This is a genomic window from Brevibacillus sp. Leaf182, from assembly GCF_001423865.2.
Lineage (GTDB): Bacteria > Bacillota > Bacilli > Brevibacillales > Brevibacillaceae > Brevibacillus > Brevibacillus brevis_C.
Genome location: NZ_LMPN02000025.1, coordinates 1 through 20,078, shown reverse-complemented (window position 1 = coordinate 20,078; position 20,078 = coordinate 1). Strand labels below are relative to the sequence as shown.

At 47.2% G+C, this 20,078-nt stretch carries 24 protein-coding genes; 22 read left to right on the top strand and 2 right to left on the bottom strand.

What is annotated here, in order from left to right:
- The first annotated feature begins 28 nt into the window (after positions 1-28).
- From ASG16_RS18105 to ASG16_RS18055, 11 genes are all read left to right on the top strand, one after another.
- Positions 29-808: a hypothetical protein gene (locus ASG16_RS18105; protein ID WP_056493604.1), complete on the top strand. Its 780-nt coding sequence runs from the start codon at positions 29-31 to the stop codon at positions 806-808.
- 14 nt (positions 809-822) lie between these two features.
- Positions 823-1,491, top strand: a complete 669-nt coding sequence (locus ASG16_RS18100) for a hypothetical protein (protein WP_048034247.1) — start codon at positions 823-825, stop codon at positions 1,489-1,491.
- The gene (locus ASG16_RS18095; protein ID WP_056493602.1) at positions 1,488-2,912 is read left to right on the top strand and encodes a contractile injection system protein, VgrG/Pvc8 family; all 1,425 of its coding nucleotides are present in this window, start codon (positions 1,488-1,490) and stop codon (positions 2,910-2,912) included. Before ASG16_RS18100 ends, ASG16_RS18095 begins: the two co-directional genes overlap by 4 nt.
- Before the next feature lie 72 nt (positions 2,913-2,984).
- Positions 2,985-4,130, top strand: coding sequence for a pentapeptide repeat-containing protein (locus tag ASG16_RS18090; RefSeq protein ID WP_056493597.1), 1,146 nt, complete (start codon positions 2,985-2,987; stop codon positions 4,128-4,130).
- The gene (locus tag ASG16_RS18085) at positions 4,127-4,678 is read left to right on the top strand and encodes an imm11 family protein (protein ID WP_056493595.1); all 552 of its coding nucleotides are present in this window, start codon (positions 4,127-4,129) and stop codon (positions 4,676-4,678) included. The genes ASG16_RS18090 and ASG16_RS18085 overlap by 4 nt, the downstream gene beginning before the upstream one ends.
- Entirely contained in the window at positions 4,665-5,087 is a 423-nt protein-coding gene (locus ASG16_RS18080) for a DUF4280 domain-containing protein (protein WP_056493593.1), read from the top strand. Before ASG16_RS18085 ends, ASG16_RS18080 begins: the two co-directional genes overlap by 14 nt.
- Positions 5,088-5,100: 13 nt before the next feature.
- Positions 5,101-7,839, top strand: coding sequence for a contractile injection system protein, VgrG/Pvc8 family (locus ASG16_RS18075; protein WP_241970789.1), 2,739 nt, complete (start codon positions 5,101-5,103; stop codon positions 7,837-7,839).
- 9 nt (positions 7,840-7,848) lie between these two features.
- Entirely contained in the window at positions 7,849-8,679 is an 831-nt protein-coding gene (locus ASG16_RS18070) for a hypothetical protein (protein WP_056493590.1), read from the top strand.
- A gap of 3 nt (positions 8,680-8,682) precedes the next feature.
- Positions 8,683-9,273, top strand: a complete 591-nt coding sequence (locus ASG16_RS18065; RefSeq protein WP_056493587.1) for a hypothetical protein — start codon at positions 8,683-8,685, stop codon at positions 9,271-9,273.
- 327 nt (positions 9,274-9,600) lie between these two features.
- On the top strand, positions 9,601-9,867 hold the full coding sequence (locus tag ASG16_RS18060) for a hypothetical protein (protein WP_056493581.1): 267 nt from the start codon (positions 9,601-9,603) through the stop codon (positions 9,865-9,867).
- 185 nt (positions 9,868-10,052) lie between these two features.
- The gene (locus ASG16_RS18055; RefSeq protein ID WP_056493578.1) at positions 10,053-10,292 is read left to right on the top strand and encodes a DUF7660 family protein; all 240 of its coding nucleotides are present in this window, start codon (positions 10,053-10,055) and stop codon (positions 10,290-10,292) included.
- 24 nt (positions 10,293-10,316) lie between these two features.
- Here the strand turns inward: ASG16_RS18055 and ASG16_RS18050 are convergent, their stop codons facing one another.
- On the bottom strand, positions 10,317-10,571 hold the full coding sequence (locus ASG16_RS18050) for a hypothetical protein (protein ID WP_048034233.1): 255 nt from the start codon (positions 10,569-10,571) through the stop codon (positions 10,317-10,319).
- A 331-nt stretch (positions 10,572-10,902) separates the two neighbouring features.
- Between ASG16_RS18050 and ASG16_RS31750 the strand changes: the two genes are divergently transcribed.
- The 6 genes from ASG16_RS31750 to ASG16_RS18020 all read left to right on the top strand — a co-directional run bounded on the left by ASG16_RS31750 (position 10,903) and on the right by ASG16_RS18020 (position 13,669).
- Complete coding sequence (locus ASG16_RS31750; protein WP_241970788.1) at positions 10,903-11,172, top strand: hypothetical protein; 270 nt, start codon at positions 10,903-10,905, stop codon at positions 11,170-11,172.
- Between the two features lie 24 nt (positions 11,173-11,196).
- Positions 11,197-11,529, top strand: coding sequence for a hypothetical protein (locus ASG16_RS18040; RefSeq protein ID WP_111914450.1), 333 nt, complete (start codon positions 11,197-11,199; stop codon positions 11,527-11,529).
- Positions 11,530-11,577: 48 nt separating this feature from the next.
- Positions 11,578-11,982: a hypothetical protein gene (locus tag ASG16_RS18035; protein WP_241970787.1), complete on the top strand. Its 405-nt coding sequence runs from the start codon at positions 11,578-11,580 to the stop codon at positions 11,980-11,982.
- Positions 11,983-12,021: 39 nt separating this feature from the next.
- On the top strand, positions 12,022-12,297 hold the full coding sequence (locus ASG16_RS18030; RefSeq protein ID WP_048034230.1) for a hypothetical protein: 276 nt from the start codon (positions 12,022-12,024) through the stop codon (positions 12,295-12,297).
- Between the two features lie 186 nt (positions 12,298-12,483).
- Positions 12,484-12,840 (top strand): alpha/beta fold hydrolase, encoded by a 357-nt coding sequence (locus tag ASG16_RS31535; RefSeq protein ID WP_255413017.1) that lies wholly within the window; start codon positions 12,484-12,486, stop codon positions 12,838-12,840.
- 190 nt (positions 12,841-13,030) lie between these two features.
- Positions 13,031-13,669, top strand: a complete 639-nt coding sequence (locus ASG16_RS18020) for an immunity protein Imm33 domain-containing protein (RefSeq protein ID WP_056493573.1) — start codon at positions 13,031-13,033, stop codon at positions 13,667-13,669.
- Here the strand turns inward: ASG16_RS18020 and nfi are convergent.
- On the bottom strand, positions 13,666-14,352 hold the full coding sequence (nfi, locus tag ASG16_RS18015; protein WP_056493570.1) for a deoxyribonuclease V: 687 nt from the start codon (positions 14,350-14,352) through the stop codon (positions 13,666-13,668). The genes ASG16_RS18020 and nfi overlap by 4 nt on opposite strands.
- A 167-nt stretch (positions 14,353-14,519) precedes the next feature.
- Here nfi and rbsK point away from each other — a divergent pair, with 167 nt between their 5' ends.
- The 5 genes from rbsK (at position 14,520) to ASG16_RS17990 (ending at position 20,008) form a co-directional block, all read left to right on the top strand.
- Positions 14,520-15,422: a ribokinase gene (gene rbsK, locus ASG16_RS18010; RefSeq protein WP_056493714.1), complete on the top strand. Its 903-nt coding sequence runs from the start codon at positions 14,520-14,522 to the stop codon at positions 15,420-15,422.
- Positions 15,423-15,431: 9 nt separating this feature from the next.
- Entirely contained in the window at positions 15,432-15,794 is a 363-nt protein-coding gene (locus tag ASG16_RS18005; protein ID WP_198674242.1) for a cupin domain-containing protein, read from the top strand.
- 148 nt (positions 15,795-15,942) lie between these two features.
- Positions 15,943-16,539: a TetR/AcrR family transcriptional regulator gene (locus tag ASG16_RS18000; RefSeq protein WP_056493562.1), complete on the top strand. Its 597-nt coding sequence runs from the start codon at positions 15,943-15,945 to the stop codon at positions 16,537-16,539.
- A gap of 64 nt (positions 16,540-16,603) precedes the next feature.
- Positions 16,604-17,743, top strand: coding sequence for an MFS transporter (locus tag ASG16_RS17995; RefSeq protein WP_056493560.1), 1,140 nt, complete (start codon positions 16,604-16,606; stop codon positions 17,741-17,743).
- Between the two features lie 126 nt (positions 17,744-17,869).
- Positions 17,870-20,008 (top strand): ATP-dependent Clp protease ATP-binding subunit, encoded by a 2,139-nt coding sequence (locus ASG16_RS17990; RefSeq protein ID WP_056493557.1) that lies wholly within the window; start codon positions 17,870-17,872, stop codon positions 20,006-20,008.
- Positions 20,009-20,078 lie beyond the last annotated feature (70 nt).

The window sequence follows — 20,078 nt, the reverse complement described above, 5'->3', positions numbered from 1 at the left end:
CTTAAATGAACAGGAAGGGGGAACAGCGGTGTTTTCCCATCTCTATCCCAATTTTCATAAAGGGCGAATTCTCAAGCGAGAGATGCTTGAAAATCTGCGTGATTACCCGCGACATTTTGTAGATTTATACTTTCAGGATTATACAGACGGCATTGTTTCCGGGGTGGATGTAACGATCGGCGAAGGGCACCTCACTGTCGGCAGAGGGATCGTCAAGCATCAAGGGCGGATTTACTTGTTCGAACGGGAAGAGCGTGTTCCTTATGAGGCCACAGGTATGGAGACGGTACTCAAGATTCGCTTTCAAGAGGAGACTTCGCTGACCGACTATTACGTTTACGAGACGTCATATGTTCTCGATCAGGACATAGAGTCACGACAGGATGAAAGGGAGTTGGGTCGCTTCAAGCTCAAGCAAGGGGCAAGGCTACGCGGCGATTATCAAGACTTAGCCGATATGGCGACTGAATTCAATACATGGAATATCGTGCATGTCGAACATGCTGGGAGAAACGAGCCAACCCTTGCTCCCTACATCCTGCGGTATTTTGCGAATGAAATGCTGAAAACTGTGACCAATCACCCGTATGATCTCGCCTTTGCCATGCAGTGCTTGAATGCAGACAGAGTAGAGCGGGGGCTTATTCTTCATTATATAGGCAACAGACTGGGGACTGGTTACCGCGAGTACACGAACCTGCAGATTCTCAAATACCTCGCACGCATATTGGATGACGCCAAGAGTGGCGGAAAGTCCTCAAAAACGGAGTGGAAAACAGGCGGGCGTCAGCGGGTTATTGTTGATTAACGAGAGGATGGTGAATGGAAATGGCGCGTATGGATGAAAGCATTATCGGCATGTTGAATGAGCTTTCCGGTGAGGATGCACAGCCAGCAGCAATACGTTTTGGTCCAAAGGGCAAAAATCGACTGGATGTAGTGAACAAAACATTTATTACAGTCGGTGAAGAGAGAATTCCCATGGAGGACAAGCGCGTCCTCGACGATCTCGTACAGATTCGACTCCCGAAGACATTTTCCATCATGAGTCCAGAAGTAGCAGCTTTGAAGTATCCATCAGAACGTAGGCCTTCCCTGATTTTTACCAACGAAACAGCGTCAATTAACCTGGCTTTTACTTATACGGAGAGCAAGCTGACCGATTCTCCTGCGCAGTTGAAAGCCTTCATGGATGTCATGAAGCAGGTTTTGCGAAGAACACAGCCGCTCGCTCGTTGGCAGGAGGAAGGAATACGTGAGATTGCCGGGGCCAGTGTTGGATTTTTCGAGTTTGTTGCACCAGCATTGGATACGGACATTTACAACCTGATCAGCTTTGTCTCCCTACAGGGACGCGCTCTTCTCTGCACGTTTAATTGCACGGAGCAGGAGCTGTCAGATTGGAAGCCAGTAGGCTGGGGGATCATGGATTCCCTGACGCTCGTATCCACCAATTCGGATGAAAATGGGAAGGGAGAAGGGAAAATATGAGTCTTCCTGTCATTGCCTACAACAATTTGCAAATCTCTCCTTATCAATTGACGCATCTGGTAGAACTGACGATTACGAAAAAGATTAATGAGCACGCTCGCCTGACATTTACGGGGATCGTACCAGAAGAATTGAAGGACAGCTATGTAGAAATGACAGAAGCACAGACCCCGATCGAAATCAGTCAGGTGGATAACGACGGCAATGCCACGCCGCTTTTTGCGGGGATCGTTCTGGAGATAGGCATCAAAGCCGTCCGAGACGTTTATTATTTGTACGTCGAAGCTGTCTCGCCTACGTACAATCTCGACGTGAAGCGCAAGAGCCGTTCATTCCAAAACAAAGCCATGACCTACGGTGCCCTTTTGAAAACAATCGCAGGAGAATATCCAGGCATGGACATTATGGACATGGCCTCCAATGGTGGGAAGCTTGGTTCCTTTACCATGCAGTATCAGGAGACGGATTGGCAATTTCTCAAGCGGCTTGCTTCGCGTTTTCAGACTGGACTGATGCCAGCATCCGTTTTTGAAAAGCCGAAGTTCAGCTTTGGTGTGCCAGAGGGTGCCTCGAAAGGTAAGCTGGACGATTTTCACTATCGGGTGCGCAAAAATTTGAATGAATACCGCCATTCCTCGGAAAACGGGGTCAAGGGCGTGGACGAAAATGACTACATCTTTTACGAGGTAGAGACGGATCGCGTGCTCGATTTGGGCAACGGTGTGGATTTCAAAGGGAAGAGCCTGTATGTGTATGAGGCCCATACCGAGATGAAGAAAGGCTTGCTGAAGCACAAGTATTTGCTCGCGTCCAAAAAAGGAATGAGCCAAAAGCCGCTCCACAATTCGCTCATCGTAGGGGCATCGGTGCAGGGGAAAGTCATTGAGGTCTCAAAAGACAACGTCAAAATCCACCTCGATATCGATGAGAGCCAGAGTAAGAGCGAAGCGCACTGGTTCCCGTATTCCTCGGTTTATACAGCCGAAGGAAACAGCGGTTGGTATTGCATGCCGGAGCTCGATGACTACGTCCGCGTCTATTTTCCGAGCAACAAGGAAAGTGACGGGATTGCGATCAGCTCTGTCCGGAAAAATTCAGACGAGGGCGAAACGAACAAGCTCGGGAATCCCGATATCAAATACTTCCGGACGGCTAACGGAAAAGAACTGATGTTCAGCCCGTCGGAGGTATTGCTTAGCGCAAAGGACGGGGAAATCCTTATTCGCATGACCGACGCGGACGGCATCCAGATTTTCAGCAAGAAAAATATCAAGGTTGTCTCCGAAAAGGACATTTTGATGGACTCAGCCACGAAGGTGATCATCTCGGCGAAAGAGGAGATCAGTCTCACCTGCAAAGAGAGCAACATCAAGATGGACGGTAATACAAGCATCGTCGGGCAGGAGCTCAAAACCAATTGACACACATGGTTGCCACGCGGGTAACCGTGTGTTTGGTGTATGCAAAAACGGTGAGAAGAAGGGGGGATTGGCATGGATAGAGAGGAAGCCTTGCAGCATTTCAAGGAGCACGAGGTGCCGAAGAGAACCATTGCCAGCCTGCATGCCTTGGATGCGTACTATCAGGCAAATAAAGAAAGGCTCGCAAAAGAATTTCTCCGTTCATTTGAAGCAATATGTCAACGCGTGGTTGATAAGCAGGAGCAAGGGACAAAGGGCAAACTGGCGTACTTGACCTATTCCATGCTGCGGACGGAGCTTCTTGCGGGAAGCAGTCAGTATTTGCTGGAAGCTACGGACAGCAGTTGGTTCTTCGATCCGGTGGAGTGTCAAACCAGCTATGATGCGAGCTGGGCGTACCACTTTTTGGATCGGCTCGCAATCGAATGGAACGAGGCTGCCAAAGAGTACGCCGGACACGTAAGACTTCCCGATATCGAACGGATCAAGCTCGTGGAGGCAGAGAAGTTTCATCAATATGTCGTTCACCTGATCCGTTATGCCATGGTGCAGGCTGTTCAGTTGGAAGTCTTTCAACAGGTGGACAAGGAGCCGGAGATCGAGGTGCGTGTCGGAGAGTATCTGGATCAAAGCGAGATCGTGTACTGTCTGGACACTCGCCCAAAAGATTCCGAGATGATCCGTGCTTGGCTGGAAGAAAAGCAAGAGCTGGAATACGGCTACAAGGTTTTGGCTGGCCTCGATCTGGGACAAGGGCAATTCGATAGTCTGGATCTTCGTTATTCGGACCTCTCTGACAGTCAGTTAATGAAAGCAACCCTTCGCGAAAGTGTTTTGGTCGGAACGAGATGGCATCGTGCCCAGCTAAAAGCGGTTGATTTCGGCGACAGTCTCATTCATGGAGCGGATTTTACCGGAGCGAATCTGTTAGGTGCGAGCTTTCGTGAAGCGTCCGGGCCAAGGGGTCTGTTGGAACCAGATGCGTGGGAGATGCCCGGTTTTGATGGCGTCTTGTTCATCGGAGCGGACTTGACCGGGACTGATTTTACCGGAGCAGATCTGCGCGGAGCAGACTTTACTGATGCGATTTTGACCGGAGCGAATTTTAGCGGAGCGCTTCTCGAGAGAGCTGTATTCTCGGAGGAGGCCAGGGGGTCCATTCTGTTGGACGAACTTCAGGAGCGGCATGTCGTTTGGCGAGAGGGGAGTCGGGCATGAATTATTTCATCTTGTCACAGGACGAGCGAATCGCGAGTGCAGTAGAGCCAACAGGCGTTTTTGACGTCATCCGGAAGGAGTGGCTCACCACAGAATATCAGGAAGAGTTGGACGAGGCCGTCATTCAGTTCGACATCAAGCAAAAGAAAGAAAACGACTACCTGGATTTTCTCGACAGACCGATCCCGCTCTATTCCAACCGTTTAAAGACAATCATCCACAAGTTCGCGCCGAAGCTGTTTGTCAAATCTGTCGTGCTCGTAGACAGGGAGCGGATCAAGCAGGATTTGTACTGGATGATGATCCTGCCGCGCATGAACTGCCTGTCCGAGCAAAGCGAGTTTCACAAGGACGGCTCACTCAAAAGGCTGGTTCTCGATCCAGAAAAGATTGGGCGTCATACGATTTTTCAAATCGAAGGGATTCGTGAGCCGTATATCATCATCGATTTGCGGCTGGCGGAAGCTTTGCTGCGCAGGGACTTTTTCGGTATCCGCTTGAAAAAAGCAGAGCAAGCAGGGAGGAGAATGAGTCATGCCCATGATTGAAGATGTCGATGTTGTAGCTTCGTCGGCTCCGAAGAAAAGCTACGTCGTGGCGGGAGCAATTCTTACGTGCGACTACGGGAGCCAGAAGAACAAGCTGAAAACGCCGTTTAGTCATGGCGTGTACATTCGCAACCAGGCACAAATGAATGTGAATGACTATATGCCGCAAGTGAACATCATGCCGTTTGGCAAATGCAAATGCGAGAAAAATCCAACCGTCGCGGCTGCTACTGCTGCCAACAACGGTGTACTCAAGCCAATGCCATGCGTTCCTGTGGTCACTATGCCCTGGATCGATGGCAAGGCAGATGTACTCGTGGAAAACCATCCCGCCCTGTTAAACACCAGCACGAACATGTGCATATATGGAGGCTGCATTCGCATCGAAGACGACGGACAGGAGCAATAGTGAGGGGGATTGTATGAATACGACAGAGAAGCTGGCTGGATACGAGAATATTCAGTTGGTCTCACCCTTTGAAATCCAAAGCCTACAAGATGTCAGAATCGTGAAGAAAGTCAATGAGCACGCCAGACTGTTCGTCACCGCAATCATCCCGGAGGAAAAAAGCGACCGTTACATTGAGATGGCGACGAGTGAGGATACAGTCGCGCTGAATTTGGTGGAAAACGGTTCGCTTACAAAGACACTGTTCAAAGGACTCGTGGATTCCGTCAGTGTGAACTTCGTTCGAGGTGTGTACCACTTGGAGCTGGAAGCCGTCTCGCATACACAGCGAATGGACGGACAGCGCAAGATGCGCTCCTTTCAGCATAAACAAATGACGTATGCCAGTCTGCTGGATGAAATCACAAAGGACTATCCCGGCTCGGATTATTTGGACCATGCTTCGAACGGAGCGCCGCTTGGAACCATTGCCATCCAGTATCAGGAGACAGATTGGCAATTTTTAAAGCGACTGGCCTCTCGCTTTGGTTCCATTCTCGTCGCCGAGGCTGTCGCGGATAAGCCAAAGTTTTGGTTCGGCTTGCCCGAGGGACGTACTGCCCAATTGACAGACGCCAGCTACACCATCAGTAAAAGGCTGTCGCCCTATATGGAAACGACAGAAAACGGCTACGCGGCAGGTATGTCGGAAAATGATTTTCTCACCTATGAAGTAGAAAGTGGACAGGTTCTCCAGCTCGGGGACCGCGTGAACTACCAAGGTAAAGAGCTGGTCGTCGCCGGGTCAACAACAAGGATCGACCATGCCCTTCTCATTCACACCTATCAGCTCATGCCCGAAGCAGGCATCCGTCAAAACCCTATTCGCAACGATGATATATGCGGCGCTGCTCTGGAGGGCAAGATCATCGACATCCAGAAGGATACCGTCAAGATCCACCTCGACATCGATCCGAAGCAGCCCAAGGCAGAGGCGAGCTGGTTTCCGTATGCTACGGTCTATTCGGCAGAGGGCAACAGCGGTTTTCACTGCATGCCGCAAATGGGCGACTCCGTCAAGCTGTACTTCTCCACGCCAGACGAGGAAGGTGCCATGGCAGTCAGCTCCGTGCGAAAAGGCGGAGGCAGCACCGCAAAGACGGGCAATCCGGGCATCAAGTATTGGGGAACCAACTTCGGCAAAGAGCTGATGATGGGCGGCAAGGAGCTCGTTCTTACTGCCAAGGAGAGCAAGGAAGGCAATATTTTTATCAAGCTGCATGAAGAGGATGGCATCGAGATTCACAGCATGCATCCGATCGTATTTTCCTCGGAAAAGGATATGGAGATTACCTCAGATACGAAGGTCGAGATCAAGGCCAAGGAAGCGATCTACCTCATGTGCAGCACCAGCAGCATGATTTTGGACGGGGAAGTGGATCTCCAAGCGCCGAAGATTGAGATGGTCGGGCTGACGAAGGCGCCTGTGGTTGTGGAGGATTTGCCGCAGGAGGAGGAAGAAGAGGAAGAGGAGCAGCAGGAAGAGGAAGAGTCTGGCTGGGGTGGATTTCTGGATGGTGTACAGCTAGCGCTGGATGTTGTGGGACTCATTCCGGGTCTGGGAGAAGTAGCTGACCTGGCGAATGCGGGTATTTCGCTCGCACGAGGAGACTATGCAGGAGCAGCGTTATCTCTGGCTGCGTGTATTCCTTTTGCTGGTTGGGGAGCAACGGGTGCAAAGCTGGGGATGAAGGCTCAAAAGGCCATCACGAAAGGCAAGAAAGTCGCCAAGGCCACGGAGAATGCGACAAGCTCTACGAAAAAGGCAAAAGCTATCGTGAAGAATAAATCTCCGGGAAATGGCAGGGGAAAAGTGAGAACCGCAGCGCGCAATGCAAAAGAGGACATGAGCGAGCTGGAGGCTGTCCAGAAGATGAAGGATGGCATGCTGGCCAAGGCGATGCAAAAGCCTGTGGTACAGAAATCGATAGAGATTGGAAAAGAAGTTGCTCTGGAAGTGGGCATGGAACTTCTGGACGAGGCAACAGGTGGCGTGGCTTCATTGGCATTTGGAGTTGCAGGATCGCGTAGGGGGAGGAAGACTGGCGGTTCTGCAAGCGGGTCTGGCACGGGTAGATCAGAACCACAAGCAACCCAAAAGGATCGGTCACCCGACAAGGATCAAGCGAATGAACAGAAGTTACGGAAAGTGGCAAATGGAGATTCAGATTATTCCGGGGAAGTTCCGAAAAAAGGGGATACAAGTAAGCAGTTGGGAGGAGGAAATAGCCAACATACGGAGAAACCACCTAGTAAGCCTCCAGAAGGTGGGCGGACGGGTAAAGATAGTGATAAAAATATTACAGGAGAAACAAGTAGCACAAAGGTAGGCAAACAAGTTCATAAGAAAAAAGCTGACGAGCGTCGGAAGAGTGGCGAGTACGATATGGTTAACGAGCCATTCAAAGACAAAGATGGAAATATTATAGAGGTACCAAAACGTATTAATGCCAAGACAGGATTACCGTCTAGGAAAAAACAAAAAGCGATTCCTGATGCGGTGCAAGGACCACCAAAAGGAAGAATTATTGACGATAAACCTGCTGGTCGACCAATATCGAAAGATAAGCAAGAAATTCGCCGATTTATTGATGCATACAAGCAAAAATACGGTGAATCGCCAAAAGAAATTGTTATCGAAAGATATGATCCAAAAACAGGAGATTTAATAGAAAAAGAAAAATTCGACCCTGACGATTTCAGAATACCATAGGAGGTATATATGGTGTATAAGGTTTACAATGAGAATAATGTACTTGTAACAGTGACTGAGGAACAGCTAGAGAATGCCATAGGACAAGATGGGACAGAGTTACCTGTTGAGATCATTAGTGCAATGAGTGAATCAATCGATCCCAGGTTTGCACCTAGTCTTCAGGAAGCTCTATACCATGAAATGCAAAGAGCGAGAATAACAGCAATATACGGATTGTTAAGCCTATTAGATAAAAGATTTATAGGGCTATTTCGCGAAAAGGAACAAAGCATTCCAAAAGATGATTTGAACCAACAAATTAGTGAGAAGGCAATTTTACAAGCGGTTATTATTTTCCTAGAAAACGGAGTCGAAGGGGCAAAAAATGCATTTTTCAAAGGAGAAATTGAACCTAAAATAAAATCTCTCCTTCTATTTAACTACTCTAGCAGTAATTTGCCGCTGACTAAGAAAGACATAGATTTCATAATCTCCGCTTTAGAGGCTTATATAAATAAAAGTGAGCCTTGGATACAAAAAACCAAAAAAGATGATTATGAAGAAGATGTGATAGCTTGTTTAGAATCGTTCCTTAGGGCTTCTGAAACAAGCACAATACTTTGTCAATTAAGAGATGACGTTTATGAAAAGTTGAGTAGTGTTTGTTCAGAGGTATTAAAAATGAAAATTGATCCATATGCAAAAGAGGTCATTGCGACGTTTGCACGTGCTTTACCACCAAAGCACGCATATGCTATGTTAGAACCCATAATGGGTGGACGTGCACGAGGGGACATACGAAAGGAGCTAGAATATTCAATTGAAATACTACGTCAAAAAGAGCAGGAAATGGGGTAAGCTATGGAGCATAAAGCCTTTCTCTTTGACACAAGTGGTTTTGATCGAGAACTTCGTAAGATCATAATCACATCCGGTGAAAACAATGATCCGAATTCATTAATTGAATATATCATGAATAACAAAGGGAAGATTCGTTCGGTGTATACTGGGGAATTATTAGAGATTGATTGGCAAAATGAACTTGAACTAGGGAACGTGCAAGAGCTCGCCGATTTTGCCTTAACAAGATTCTACTCTCCAGAAGATGACAGTGGACTTTCCTATTCATGGGATGGGGTGCTAGAGGCATTAAAGATGCTACCTACAAGGTTTAATCCCGAATATTGTGTTTTGGGTCGCTCTATTGAATCGGAAAAGTTTAGACTTGACCCAGGAGGAATGGGAATGGGAATAGTTCAGTCAGAAGATGTTCCCCTTATTCTTAAAGACTTAATTGATTTGAAAAGTACCTTTATACAAAATGGATTGCCGCCAATAGAGGATTCATTGTATGAATATAATTTACAAGAGTTAAATGAAGCATATAATCAGTTGATTTTACTATATAGAGAAGCTAGAGATAATAACAAAGGATTATTAATGACTTTTTAGTTTTGAAGTAGAGGATTAAATTAAAATTCCCTATTTTAATGTTTACAATCTTATTGTGCTATGCACTTTGACAACATGTTTACCAAGTTAAGCAGGCTTATTCCAACTTGAATGATGAGGAGGAATGAGCCTTTTTGCATGTTCAAAATAACAGGCGGAAAGAAAGCGAAAGGCCGATCCCGAAACAAACGGCCGTCAAGAACTGTGCTTCTCGACTCCAGATGAAAGAAGGTGCCATGACGCTCTGTGCGAAAAAGTGGAGGTAGTACTTAGCGCTGAATGTTGTGGGACTCATTCCGGGTCTGGGAGAAGTAGCTGACCTGGCGAATGCAGGAATCTCGCTCGCACGATGAGACTATGCTGGAGCGGCGCTATCTCTGGCGGCGTGTATCCCCTTTGCAGGCTGGGCGGCAACGGGAGCCAAGGCGCATAAAGAAGAACACAGTGCAAGAAGCAAAAGAAGTATTCAAGTCTGGTGACAAGGAGAAAGCAGCGACATCCTTGCAAGAGGCTGCTGATCTGTTGAAAGAACTGATCGAGGTACAAAGCGAGATTTTGGAGCAAAAGCAAGCGATTTCCGAGATTATTCAATAAGGAACGTCTACGAGAATAGTGACAGCCCGAATCCTGTTATTTACTAGACAGATGTTCCCGCCACATAAGAGACAGAAAGTCCGTTGCACGCCAGCGGGCTTTTTTCATTCCCCAATTCGTCAAATTCCTTTGGAACAACTATATTAAAATAGAAGATAAAGACATAGGGGGAGGAGGAGTTTCGCATGGATATTCTAGAGAGAGCGGGTACGGTTGAGAGTAGGGAGGATATGGTTCAATTCATTTCTCATTTGATTAAGGATTATCAGCAGAATAAAAAAGAGTGGGCGAATATGTCCCTGGAAGAGTTCCTTAGTGGGATGGAGTCATGGATTGAAGATTGTGATAATATGTTAGCTGATCTTGAAGATGTAGACTGGAATTTGTTTGCTACCATTTTAATTGCAGGAAGCCGTTATGAGTAAATAGGAAAGGCCCTTGAACCAAATTCAAGGGCCTTTGACGATATAAGGGTTATCAATTTCTTCCCCGAGATTATCCAAATCTCGCGTAATATTGATGGTAATTAAGTATCTCGACTTGCCTTTATGCTTTCCCAGATCGACAACTTGATGTACCTCAATTACATCGTTTTCATACTCTTTATGAGAGTAGCACATTTCATCTAGCGTGGATGTAAGGTCTGTGTTGTCCCAATTCGCTATCTCCAATTCTACATATAATTGATTTTTCTTTATGTTCACCTAGCTTCTCTCCCTTGTTTGATTTCTATTAATCCCCTTATCATCTTATAAATGGTAACCAAAGTGCAAATAGCAGGAATAGTCGAGGCGAAAAAGCCCCTCTCCATGCGTTAAAATCATATCGTATAGAGCTAAAGACCCATTCGCAAAATCCTAAATAATACCGATTGTAAGATTGTGTGTAAAATAATGGTCTTATTTGGAAGGGTGAATCCATTCACAAGGACAATGTGCGGGCCAAGCTGGACATGGATGATCAGCAGGATCAGAGCACGGCATCGCGATCAGCTCTGTTCTCAAGGAAATCCCGGACGACGGCAAGGGAGACAGAATGAAGGACCCTGCTGTAAAGACGTTTCGTACCAAAGCAGAGCCATCTTCTCTTATGCCGAGGGACAAGGAGTTAGTGCGGACGAGCTGCATCGTGTACCGGGCTTACTCGGTGTCCAATTTGCATATGCTGATTTGGAGCGGATTTTCGCCATTCTCGTCTGTATCATGCGAATTTTCATGGAGCGAATATGCGAAATGCCGTTTTTTCGTGAAGGACCGTGAATGCTTTGCATTGAGTGAAGCACAGAGGCAGCAGATTGAGTGGTAAATGGAATAAAGGAGGCAGGATGACATGCGCGATTATTATTTGTTAGCAGATGACGGTCGAAATGCTCAAAAGGCCGTACCATCGGGTCTAGGGCTGTTAAAAGGAAAACGCCCTCGAGCAACTCCCGCCGATATCCGTTCTCGAGGTCAACGCGGATGGGGCTCATGCCAAGTACCTGCTGTAGATTGCCTTTCCATGGAGACTGCGTTTCATTTGAATGGAACGGTAAAGAAGCTTGTATTAGATACCGATAAGATAAAGGCACATCATTTTTTTAAAGTTCAAGGGATTTTGGAGCCGTATATCGTGGGGAGTCTGGATGCTGCGGAAAGCTTTCTGCGCACGTCAACTCGCTGAAATGGAAGAACAGCAGGTGCCATTGACGCTTGTGGAGTGTCTGGATGGATGCACGGGAGCTTTCATTTTGAGTCTGAGGAAGTGCTCGTGTGGCAGCATATTGGCCCAAGCGTTGATTCGCACGCTGCGGGTAGAGAACATTTGATCATAACAGAACAGGGAGGTTTCCAATTGGAACAGCAGCAACATCAACAGCAATGGCAAGTGAACGTGCCTGAAAACGAACGGGTAATGTCGGTTAAGGAATGGATGATTACTTTTTTAATTATGATGGTGCCCGTGGTCAATCTCGTGATGTATTTTGTTTGGGCATTTGGCAGTGAAGGCAATCTAAACAGAAAGAACTGGGCCAAAGCGAACTTGCTGATCATAGGTGTTTGCATCGGATTGTACTTGAGTGTCTTCTTTTTGATTCTGATCTTGGCATTCATTGGAGCAGCGGTTGAACAATAGCGAGAACGGTGGATTGGCAAAAAACATGGAGGGTGTAGAATGGATCACCAAACGTATGTGGAAGGAAGCGTAGCGGAAAACGAAAAGGTCATGACAATGAAAGATTGGATACTCGTCTCGTTGTTCATGATGATTCCGATCGCGAATATTGTTTTGTTATTTGTCTGGGCTTTTGGTTCAGACGGGAATCTGAATCGTAAAAACTGGTCAAAAGCTACCTTGTTGTTAATGGCCATTCTTTTGGGTTTATACTTCGTCTTTGGGACGATAATCGCCATTATCACGTTTATTTTACTCGCCATGGAAGGGCAATAAGGGACGATGCTAGTACGTCGATCAGGCGTATTCCAACTCGAATTACCGAGGAGGAATATGCCTTGTTTTTTTATACCAGCTTTGCTTTTTTGACGTGCTTTTTCCTCCGTACAAGAATCATTCCTGAAAAATAGAAACCCTCATTTGTTCATCACGTATTACTACAGTGAAATCCAGACCTTACAAGTGAGGTGTCGTACATTGGCAATAGAAATATCGAAAGTAAGTACTTCAAGAGGGAAGATCCAATATCATTGGGGCGGAAACGGCCAACCCAATATCGTTCTCATTAACGGTGGCTCAGGACCCATTGAAGGCTGGATGAAAATACAACCGGATCTTTCTGAGACGTCATCTGTCTTTTCCTATAATCGTCTTGGTGTTTCGGGTAGTGATAAGCCGCAAGAACCCCAGGACGGACTCACGATTGTAGAAACGTTACGGGAGGCATTAACGTTAGTAGGTTTTGAACCCCCATTTTTGCTAGTCGGACATTCATTAGGAGGATTATATGCAAATTTATATGCCCGGAGTCGTCATTGATACGATCAAAGACTGTGTCGAACAAATCCAACAAAAAACGTTGTAGCCCACCTGCCAAGCCGCGCTTTGCTACGCATTCATCAGCCAATTATTACCTATTCTTTGTAGCAAAAGTGTAACGGAGCTTTTCCTCTATTCGTGATATCCTGAAGATAGCAGCAATTCCGATCACACAGAAAGGAAGAGGTCCATGTCAGATGAGAAAGAGTCCCGACTCTGCCAACGCTCCAAACAGATTCATAACCGCACGTTTGTCGTGACCTGCAAAGAGTTTTTGGTGAAGCAAGCAGACTTTCTGTTGGACGTATTCTCCGATGTTGAAGGCGAGATGGGTCCTATCAAGAACGGTGCGAAAATTCAGGTAGGCTGGACCATTCTGCTGGTTTTCGAACGGGATGGGTATATGGAGATCGTCGCACCCAACTACGACACGAATCCTTTTTCCGAAACAACCTCTGACCTGTCTGTGTCCTTGGTCGTGCAAATGGCGCAAAACAACTGTTTAAAAACCGTGCGAGCAGAAGGGGAAGCTGCTTTGTTCCAAGATAAAATTGTGGTGGCAAAAGGTGCATTTGAACAAGAACATGTCTATTTGCAGCGCGCAGAAGATGTTCGAAAAGGTGATTCCGGGTGGTATCTCGGGCCTGTGGAAGGCGAAGTAGATAGTGACCAGCTAGAGTCATACTACGTTTACCAACTGCTAAAGCTACGTCCGTCTCTCTTGCAAGCATTGGCTCTGCCAAGAGGCTACCTTGTCGTTTTCCAAGGAGAGCAGATCGAAGCAGTCTTGGACGAGCACGATGAAAATGTATGGCCGACACTTCATTAGCGGCCGCTATTTAACTCCGCCAATACTTTATTCACGAGCTGATCCGCTTGCCGTGTTGTTTCGGGCAAACGATAATTGGGAGAGAGCTTGGTGATCCAAGCGCATGCAGTTGGCAAAGAAATTCCGTGTCCGATCGAGACGAATATCGGTTTGATATTCGGTTGTGTACGCAAGACTCCACCGATGATTTCACCCTGATCGATCAAAGGGGAATACGCCCCTCTTTCCTGTGCGGGTTCTTCGTATTCACCTAGCAGTCTCGTTTTTCCACAGCCAATGGTAGGAATGTCAAACAGGACGCCCAAATGACTGGCTAGTCCGAATCTTCGCGGGTGAGCGATCCCTTGCCCATCGCAGACGACGAGCTGCGGCGTTGTTTTTAGCTCCTTGAATGCACTCACCAACGGAGGCAGCTCTCGAAAAGAGAACAAGCCGGGAATATACGGGAATTCGACGGTGTCTTGAATGACGACAGACTCGACGACTTGCAGGGACGTGGCGTCGAGGATGACGACACCAGCGACTAACAAATCAGACTCGGCATGATAGGCGACATCGACTCCGGCGATAAAGCGTACGTCCGCTAGTTGATCTTCTTTTTTTACTTGCTGCGCTAGTTGTCGTTGCAAGTTGATGGCGTCTTGCTCATCAATGTTCCAAGGATGGTGGATATTCGGCTCCATCTGTTTACCTCCGGATGATAGAAGATTTGTTCATTATAACCAATGGAAGCATTGCGCTCCAAGTCTTAGGAACAACCCTGAGAAAATACGTTGACTTCTCGGATGAAAAGCACTATTTTGTAACCGACCGAATGATCATGTTCGGGATGGAACGAGGAGGGTTCGTCGTGAAAATCGCAGTAGTAGGAAGCATCAATATGGATCTTGTAACCCATGTACATCATTTGCCCAAAGCAGGAGAAACGATCGCAAGCCATCACTTCGAGCTGATCCCGGGAGGAAAGGGAGCGAATCAGGCAGTAGCCGCGTCTCGCCTGGGTGCACATGTCTCCATGATTGGAATGGTAGGAGAAGATGAGAATGGCCGCGTCATGCTGGAAGGGCTAACGGATGCGCACGTTCACATAGAGGGGATCAAATGCTCGGGTACGACAGGTATGGCTTTTATCAATGTAAGTGATGATGGGGAAAATAACATCGTGCTCGTTCCGGGTGCGAATGGGCTCGTCAGCACCGAGCATCTTGCAGACAATCTGTCTATTTTAAAGGACAGCGACGTCGTATTACTCCAACTGGAAATCCCGATGCACGTCGTGGAATATACAGTCAAAGAGGCTGCTCGACTCGGAAAGCTGGTCATTTTAAATCCGGCACCTGCACGAGAGCTATCCAGTGAGCTATTAATCCATGTACATACCTTAACCCCAAATGAAACAGAGCTTTCTATTCTCACAGGAATGCCTGTATCTACGATAGACGAAGTACATGCGGCAGCCAAAAAGCTATTGTCTGCTGGACCAAAGCGCGTCATCGTGACATTGGGGGAAAAAGGGGCTCTGTTAGTAACCGCCGATGAGGCGACCCATATCCCGGCTTTCCGCGTAGAGCCAGTGGATACAACTGCGGCAGGCGATTCCTTTACAGCAGCTTTTGCCGTTGGAATCACACAAGGAATGACAGAAACCGAAGCGGCCACTTTTGCCAGCAAAGTAGCAGCGATTGTCGTTACAAGGAACGGTGCTCAACCATCCCTGCCTACTTTCGATGAAGTACAAGCATACTCTTTTTAATGGGGGAGAATGATGGAGAAGGTCAATGTAGCTGAAAAGTTTACGTTATTTCATGAGTATTGGAATCCCAAAATTGCAGGCGAAATCAATGACTCCTATGTAAAGCTGGCGAAATTGAAAGGTGAGTTTGTCTGGCATCAGCATGAAAATGAGGATGAGATGTTTTTCGTTGTGAAAGGGAAACTGCTTATTAAGTTTCGCGATAAAGATGTTTGGTTAAACGAAGGCGAATTCCTCATTGTGCCAAAAGGTGTAGAGCATATGCCAGTTGCAGAGGAAGAGGTTCATGTATTATTGCTTGAACCAAAGACGACGCTCAATACTGGAGATCAAGTAAACGAAAAAACAGTAACAGATTTAGAGAGGATATAATCAAAGATCAAGCCTATTTTGAGAGATGATTTTCAAAATGGGCTTTTTCTATAGGCATGGTTTACAGTTGCAGATATTTCATTTATTGACCGAACGGTACATAATGTGTAAGATTTCCATAACAGTTGGAAACGAAAGGAGGATTCCGTTGAGTAAACGTGGCAGACCTCGTGATTTTGATTACACGTCCATCGTAGATGTGGCCATGAAAACGTTTTGGTCAAAAGGCTACAATGGTTGTTCTACGCATGATTTATGCAGTGATACTGGACTAGGGAAAGGCAGCCTGTACAATACGTTTGGCAGCAAACAGGATCTTTATCTAGCGGTGGTGGAACACTATCACGATACTGGGATTCGAGAACAGCGGGCATTATTGGAAAGTCCGGGTTCCGTGAAAGAACGGTTGCAAAACTTTTTAGCGTGGGCATTGGTGGAAGACTTTGAATCAACGAATCCAAAGGGATGTTTGCTGATCAATGCGGGATTGGAACGGGCAAAAGACGATCCCAAGATTGAAGAAATCGTCTCCAGACATGTTGAACTTTTGAAGCAAACGATGGAACAAGTGATGGAGGAAGGCTTGCGAACGGGTGAAATCGCCAAAAAACGATCTGCTGTGGATTTGGCTAGCCTATTTTTAAGTAGTTACTATGGCTTCCGTGTGTTGAATACATCCACACAAAATCGGGCATTGGCTGAACAAATCATGAATGGCACCATGGAATCTATCTTCGGCGCGTAAAGCGCTCTTTTTTTGAGTGATTTTTGTACCGATTGTTACAATAATAAGTGAGGAGTGTTCCTTCATGCCGTCGATGATTTATTTGTTAGCGGTAGCGATTTTTGCGATGACGACTTCTGAATTTATGGTGGCTGGGATGATGAATGAGCTTGCCGAGGATTTCGATGTGACGATCCCATCCATCGGGTATTTTATTACAGCGTATGCAGGAGCAATGGTGATAGGTGGCCCCATCCTTACAGCAACTCTCTTGCACATTCGCCGCAAACAAGCGCTGCTTTCATTGATTGCCGTCTTCTTTTTTGGTCAAGCGTTAGGAGCAATGGCTTGGAATTACGAGTCGATGATGCTTGCGCGTATCCTAACGGGTATTGCTTCATCCGCAGCGTTTGGCATCTCCGTCAGTATTTCAGCCAGCCTGGTTCCCTCTCATTTACGGGGAAAGGCAGCTTCGATTGTTTTAGCAGGCTTAATGATAGCTACTGTCATCGGGCTCCCGCTGACAACCGTGATTGCACAATATTACGGCTGGCGAATGAGCTTTTGGGCTGTTGCCGTTGTCGTATTGCTATCAGGGACCTTGATTCAATGGTTGCTCCCTTCCTCCGCAAAAAAAGACCAAATGAACATAGCGGATGAGCTTGGCAGTTTTCAAAATCGGCATCTTTGGGCCGCGTATGCAACGAGTATGCTGATCATTGGCGGTACCTTCGCAGCGTTTAGTTATTTTACTCCGATTCTTACGGATGTAACGGCATTTTCGGATGCGAGTATCCCGTATTTGCTTGCCCTTTATGGGATCGCGACCGTGATCGGAAATATTGTGATTGGCAGACTTGCTGATCGTTTTACCATGCGAATCCTTGTAACAGGATTAAGCATACTCCTAGCGGCATTGGTTCTGTTTGCCGTAGGAGCCGAAAATACATGGATCGCTGTGCTGTCCATTGTTCTGATTGGGTTGACGGGTGTAGCGATGAATCCGGCCATGATCGCACGAGTTATGAACACCGCAGGCAGTGGGACGATGGTAAACACTGTGCATACTTCCTTTATTACATTGGGTGTTGCGATTGGGTCTTCCTTAGGTGGGATCGGGATCAGCAGTGGCTACGGGCTTGTATCACCATTGTGGGTAGGTGCTTGTTTAGCTGGTATAGGGTTACTTTCGATCGTTCCCTATCTGCGAAAGAGCAAAGTGTAAAAAACCATACAATCCCTCTTGAAAGTCAAAGAAGGTCAAACTATAATAAAGTCATCGAAGGTCAGGAAAGGTCAAAGATCAAAAGACCTTCTGAATTCCAAAACAACGCTTTTGGGGGGATTGAATATGCATTGTGAAATCTGCAAACAACGAGAAGCAACTGTGACTGTTCATATACGCTTACAAAATCAGCAACAGAAATACGATCTGTGCCAAGACTGCCAGACAAAGCTGACCAACAAAATGGGAGTGGGCATGGGCTTTAGTCCTTTCTCCTCCTTCTCTGGATTGGATGAGTTCCTGCAAGGCTTTGCGCAAGGTTCGATGAACCCGGGCAAATCTTCCAGCCAACCGCAGCCACAAGCACCAGAGCGTGGTGGAGGCATTCTCGATGACCTGGGTCGTAATCTAAACGATGCGGCACGTGCCGGACTGATTGACCCTGTGATTGGACGCGAACAGGAAATTGAGCGTGTTATTGAGATTTTGAACCGACGCAACAAAAACAATCCAGTTCTGATCGGAGAGCCAGGAGTCGGGAAGACGGCGATTGCGGAAGGCCTCGCCCTGCGTATTACGGAAGGGCAAGTACCGACCAAGCTGAAAAACAAGCAGGTGTACATTTTAGATGTCGCCTCTCTGGTTGCAGGGACGGGAATTCGCGGACAGTTCGAGGAAAAAATGAAGCAAGTGATTGCCGAGCTGCAAAAACGCAAAAATGTCATCCTGTTTGTGGATGAGATTCATCTCTTGGTGGGAGCAGGCTCTGCGGAGGGGTCCATGGATGCAGGGAACATTCTGAAGCCTGCGCTAGCTCGCGGTGAGTTGCAACTGGTTGGGGCAACAACGTTAAAAGAGTATCGTGTGATTGAAAAAGACGCTGCTCTGGAGCGCCGCTTGCAGCCAGTTATGGTCAAGGAACCAACCGTAGAACAAGCCATCGAGATTTTAAAAGGATTGCGTCCGAAATACGAAGCATTCCACCAAGTTGCTTACTCGGATGATGTCATTCGTGCCTCCGTGGAATACTCCCATCGTTACATCCAGGATCGATTCTTGCCTGACAAGGCGATTGATCTCATGGATGAAGTGGGCTCTCGCTTGAACCTGAGATCCTCCGTGGTTGATACGGCAGAGCTGCATGAGCGGCTGGCACAAATCAATCAGGAGAAAAAGGAAGCGACGGAGCAAGAGGCATACGAACGAGCTGCCCGTCTGAGAGACGAGGAAGCGGGCATTTTAGAGAAGCTGGATCAAATCGAGGGCAAGGAGCAACGCGTTCAGGTTGAGGTCACGGATATCCAAGCCTTGATCGAGCAAAAGACTGGGATTCCGGTTACCAAGCTGCAAAGTGATGAGCAGATGAAAATGAAAAACCTGGCCGCTCATTTGGAAGCAAAAGTCATTGGTCAATCCGAGGCGGTCACTCAAGTAGCGAAGGCGATTCGACGCAGTCGGGCAGGTCTGAAACCGAAAAACAGACCGATTGCTTCCTTCCTGTTCGTCGGTCCAACTGGCGTAGGGAAGACAGAGCTGTCCAAAGCATTGGCAGAGGAGCTGTTTGGTACCCGCGATTCCATGATCCGCCTCGATATGAGCGAGTACATGGAGAAGCACTCGGTATCCAAATTGATCGGTTCTCCTCCTGGCTACGTCGGTCATGAAGAAGCAGGTCAGTTGACAGAGCGCGTACGCCGCAACCCGTACAGCATTATCCTGCTGGATGAGATCGAAAAAGCACACCCGGACGTGATGCACATGTTCCTGCAAATTCTGGAGGATGGTCATCTGACAGACAGTCAGGGTCGTACGGTGAATTTTAAGGAGACGGTCATCATTGCTACGAGCAATGCCGGTGTGAGCGAGCGAAAAATCTCCGTCGGCTTTGGAGCTAAAGCGCCCGAGCCTGCTACTCTGCTGGATTCTCTCGGAGCGTACTTCAAGCCGGAGTTCCTGAACCGTTTCGACTCGATCATTTCCTTTGCCCATCTGGAAAAACAGGATTTGGTCAAAATTGTCGATCTGCTGCTGCAAGATGTGAGGGGCAATCTGTCTGAGCAAGGAATGGAGATCACCGTGACAGATGCCGCAAAAGAAAAGTTGGCTGAGCTGGGCTACAACCCTTCCTTCGGGGCACGTCCATTGCGACGCGTGATTCAGCAATATGTCGAGGATGGCATTGCGGATCTGGTGATGGAAGAAGACGATGTGACAGCTATGGTCATTGATGTCGAGGATGATGTCATTCGAGTGAAAAAAGGATAACCGTCGTAAAAAAAGAAACCCCGATCTGATATGATCCCCTCATAGTGGACAGAAAAAAGTAAGCACCTTA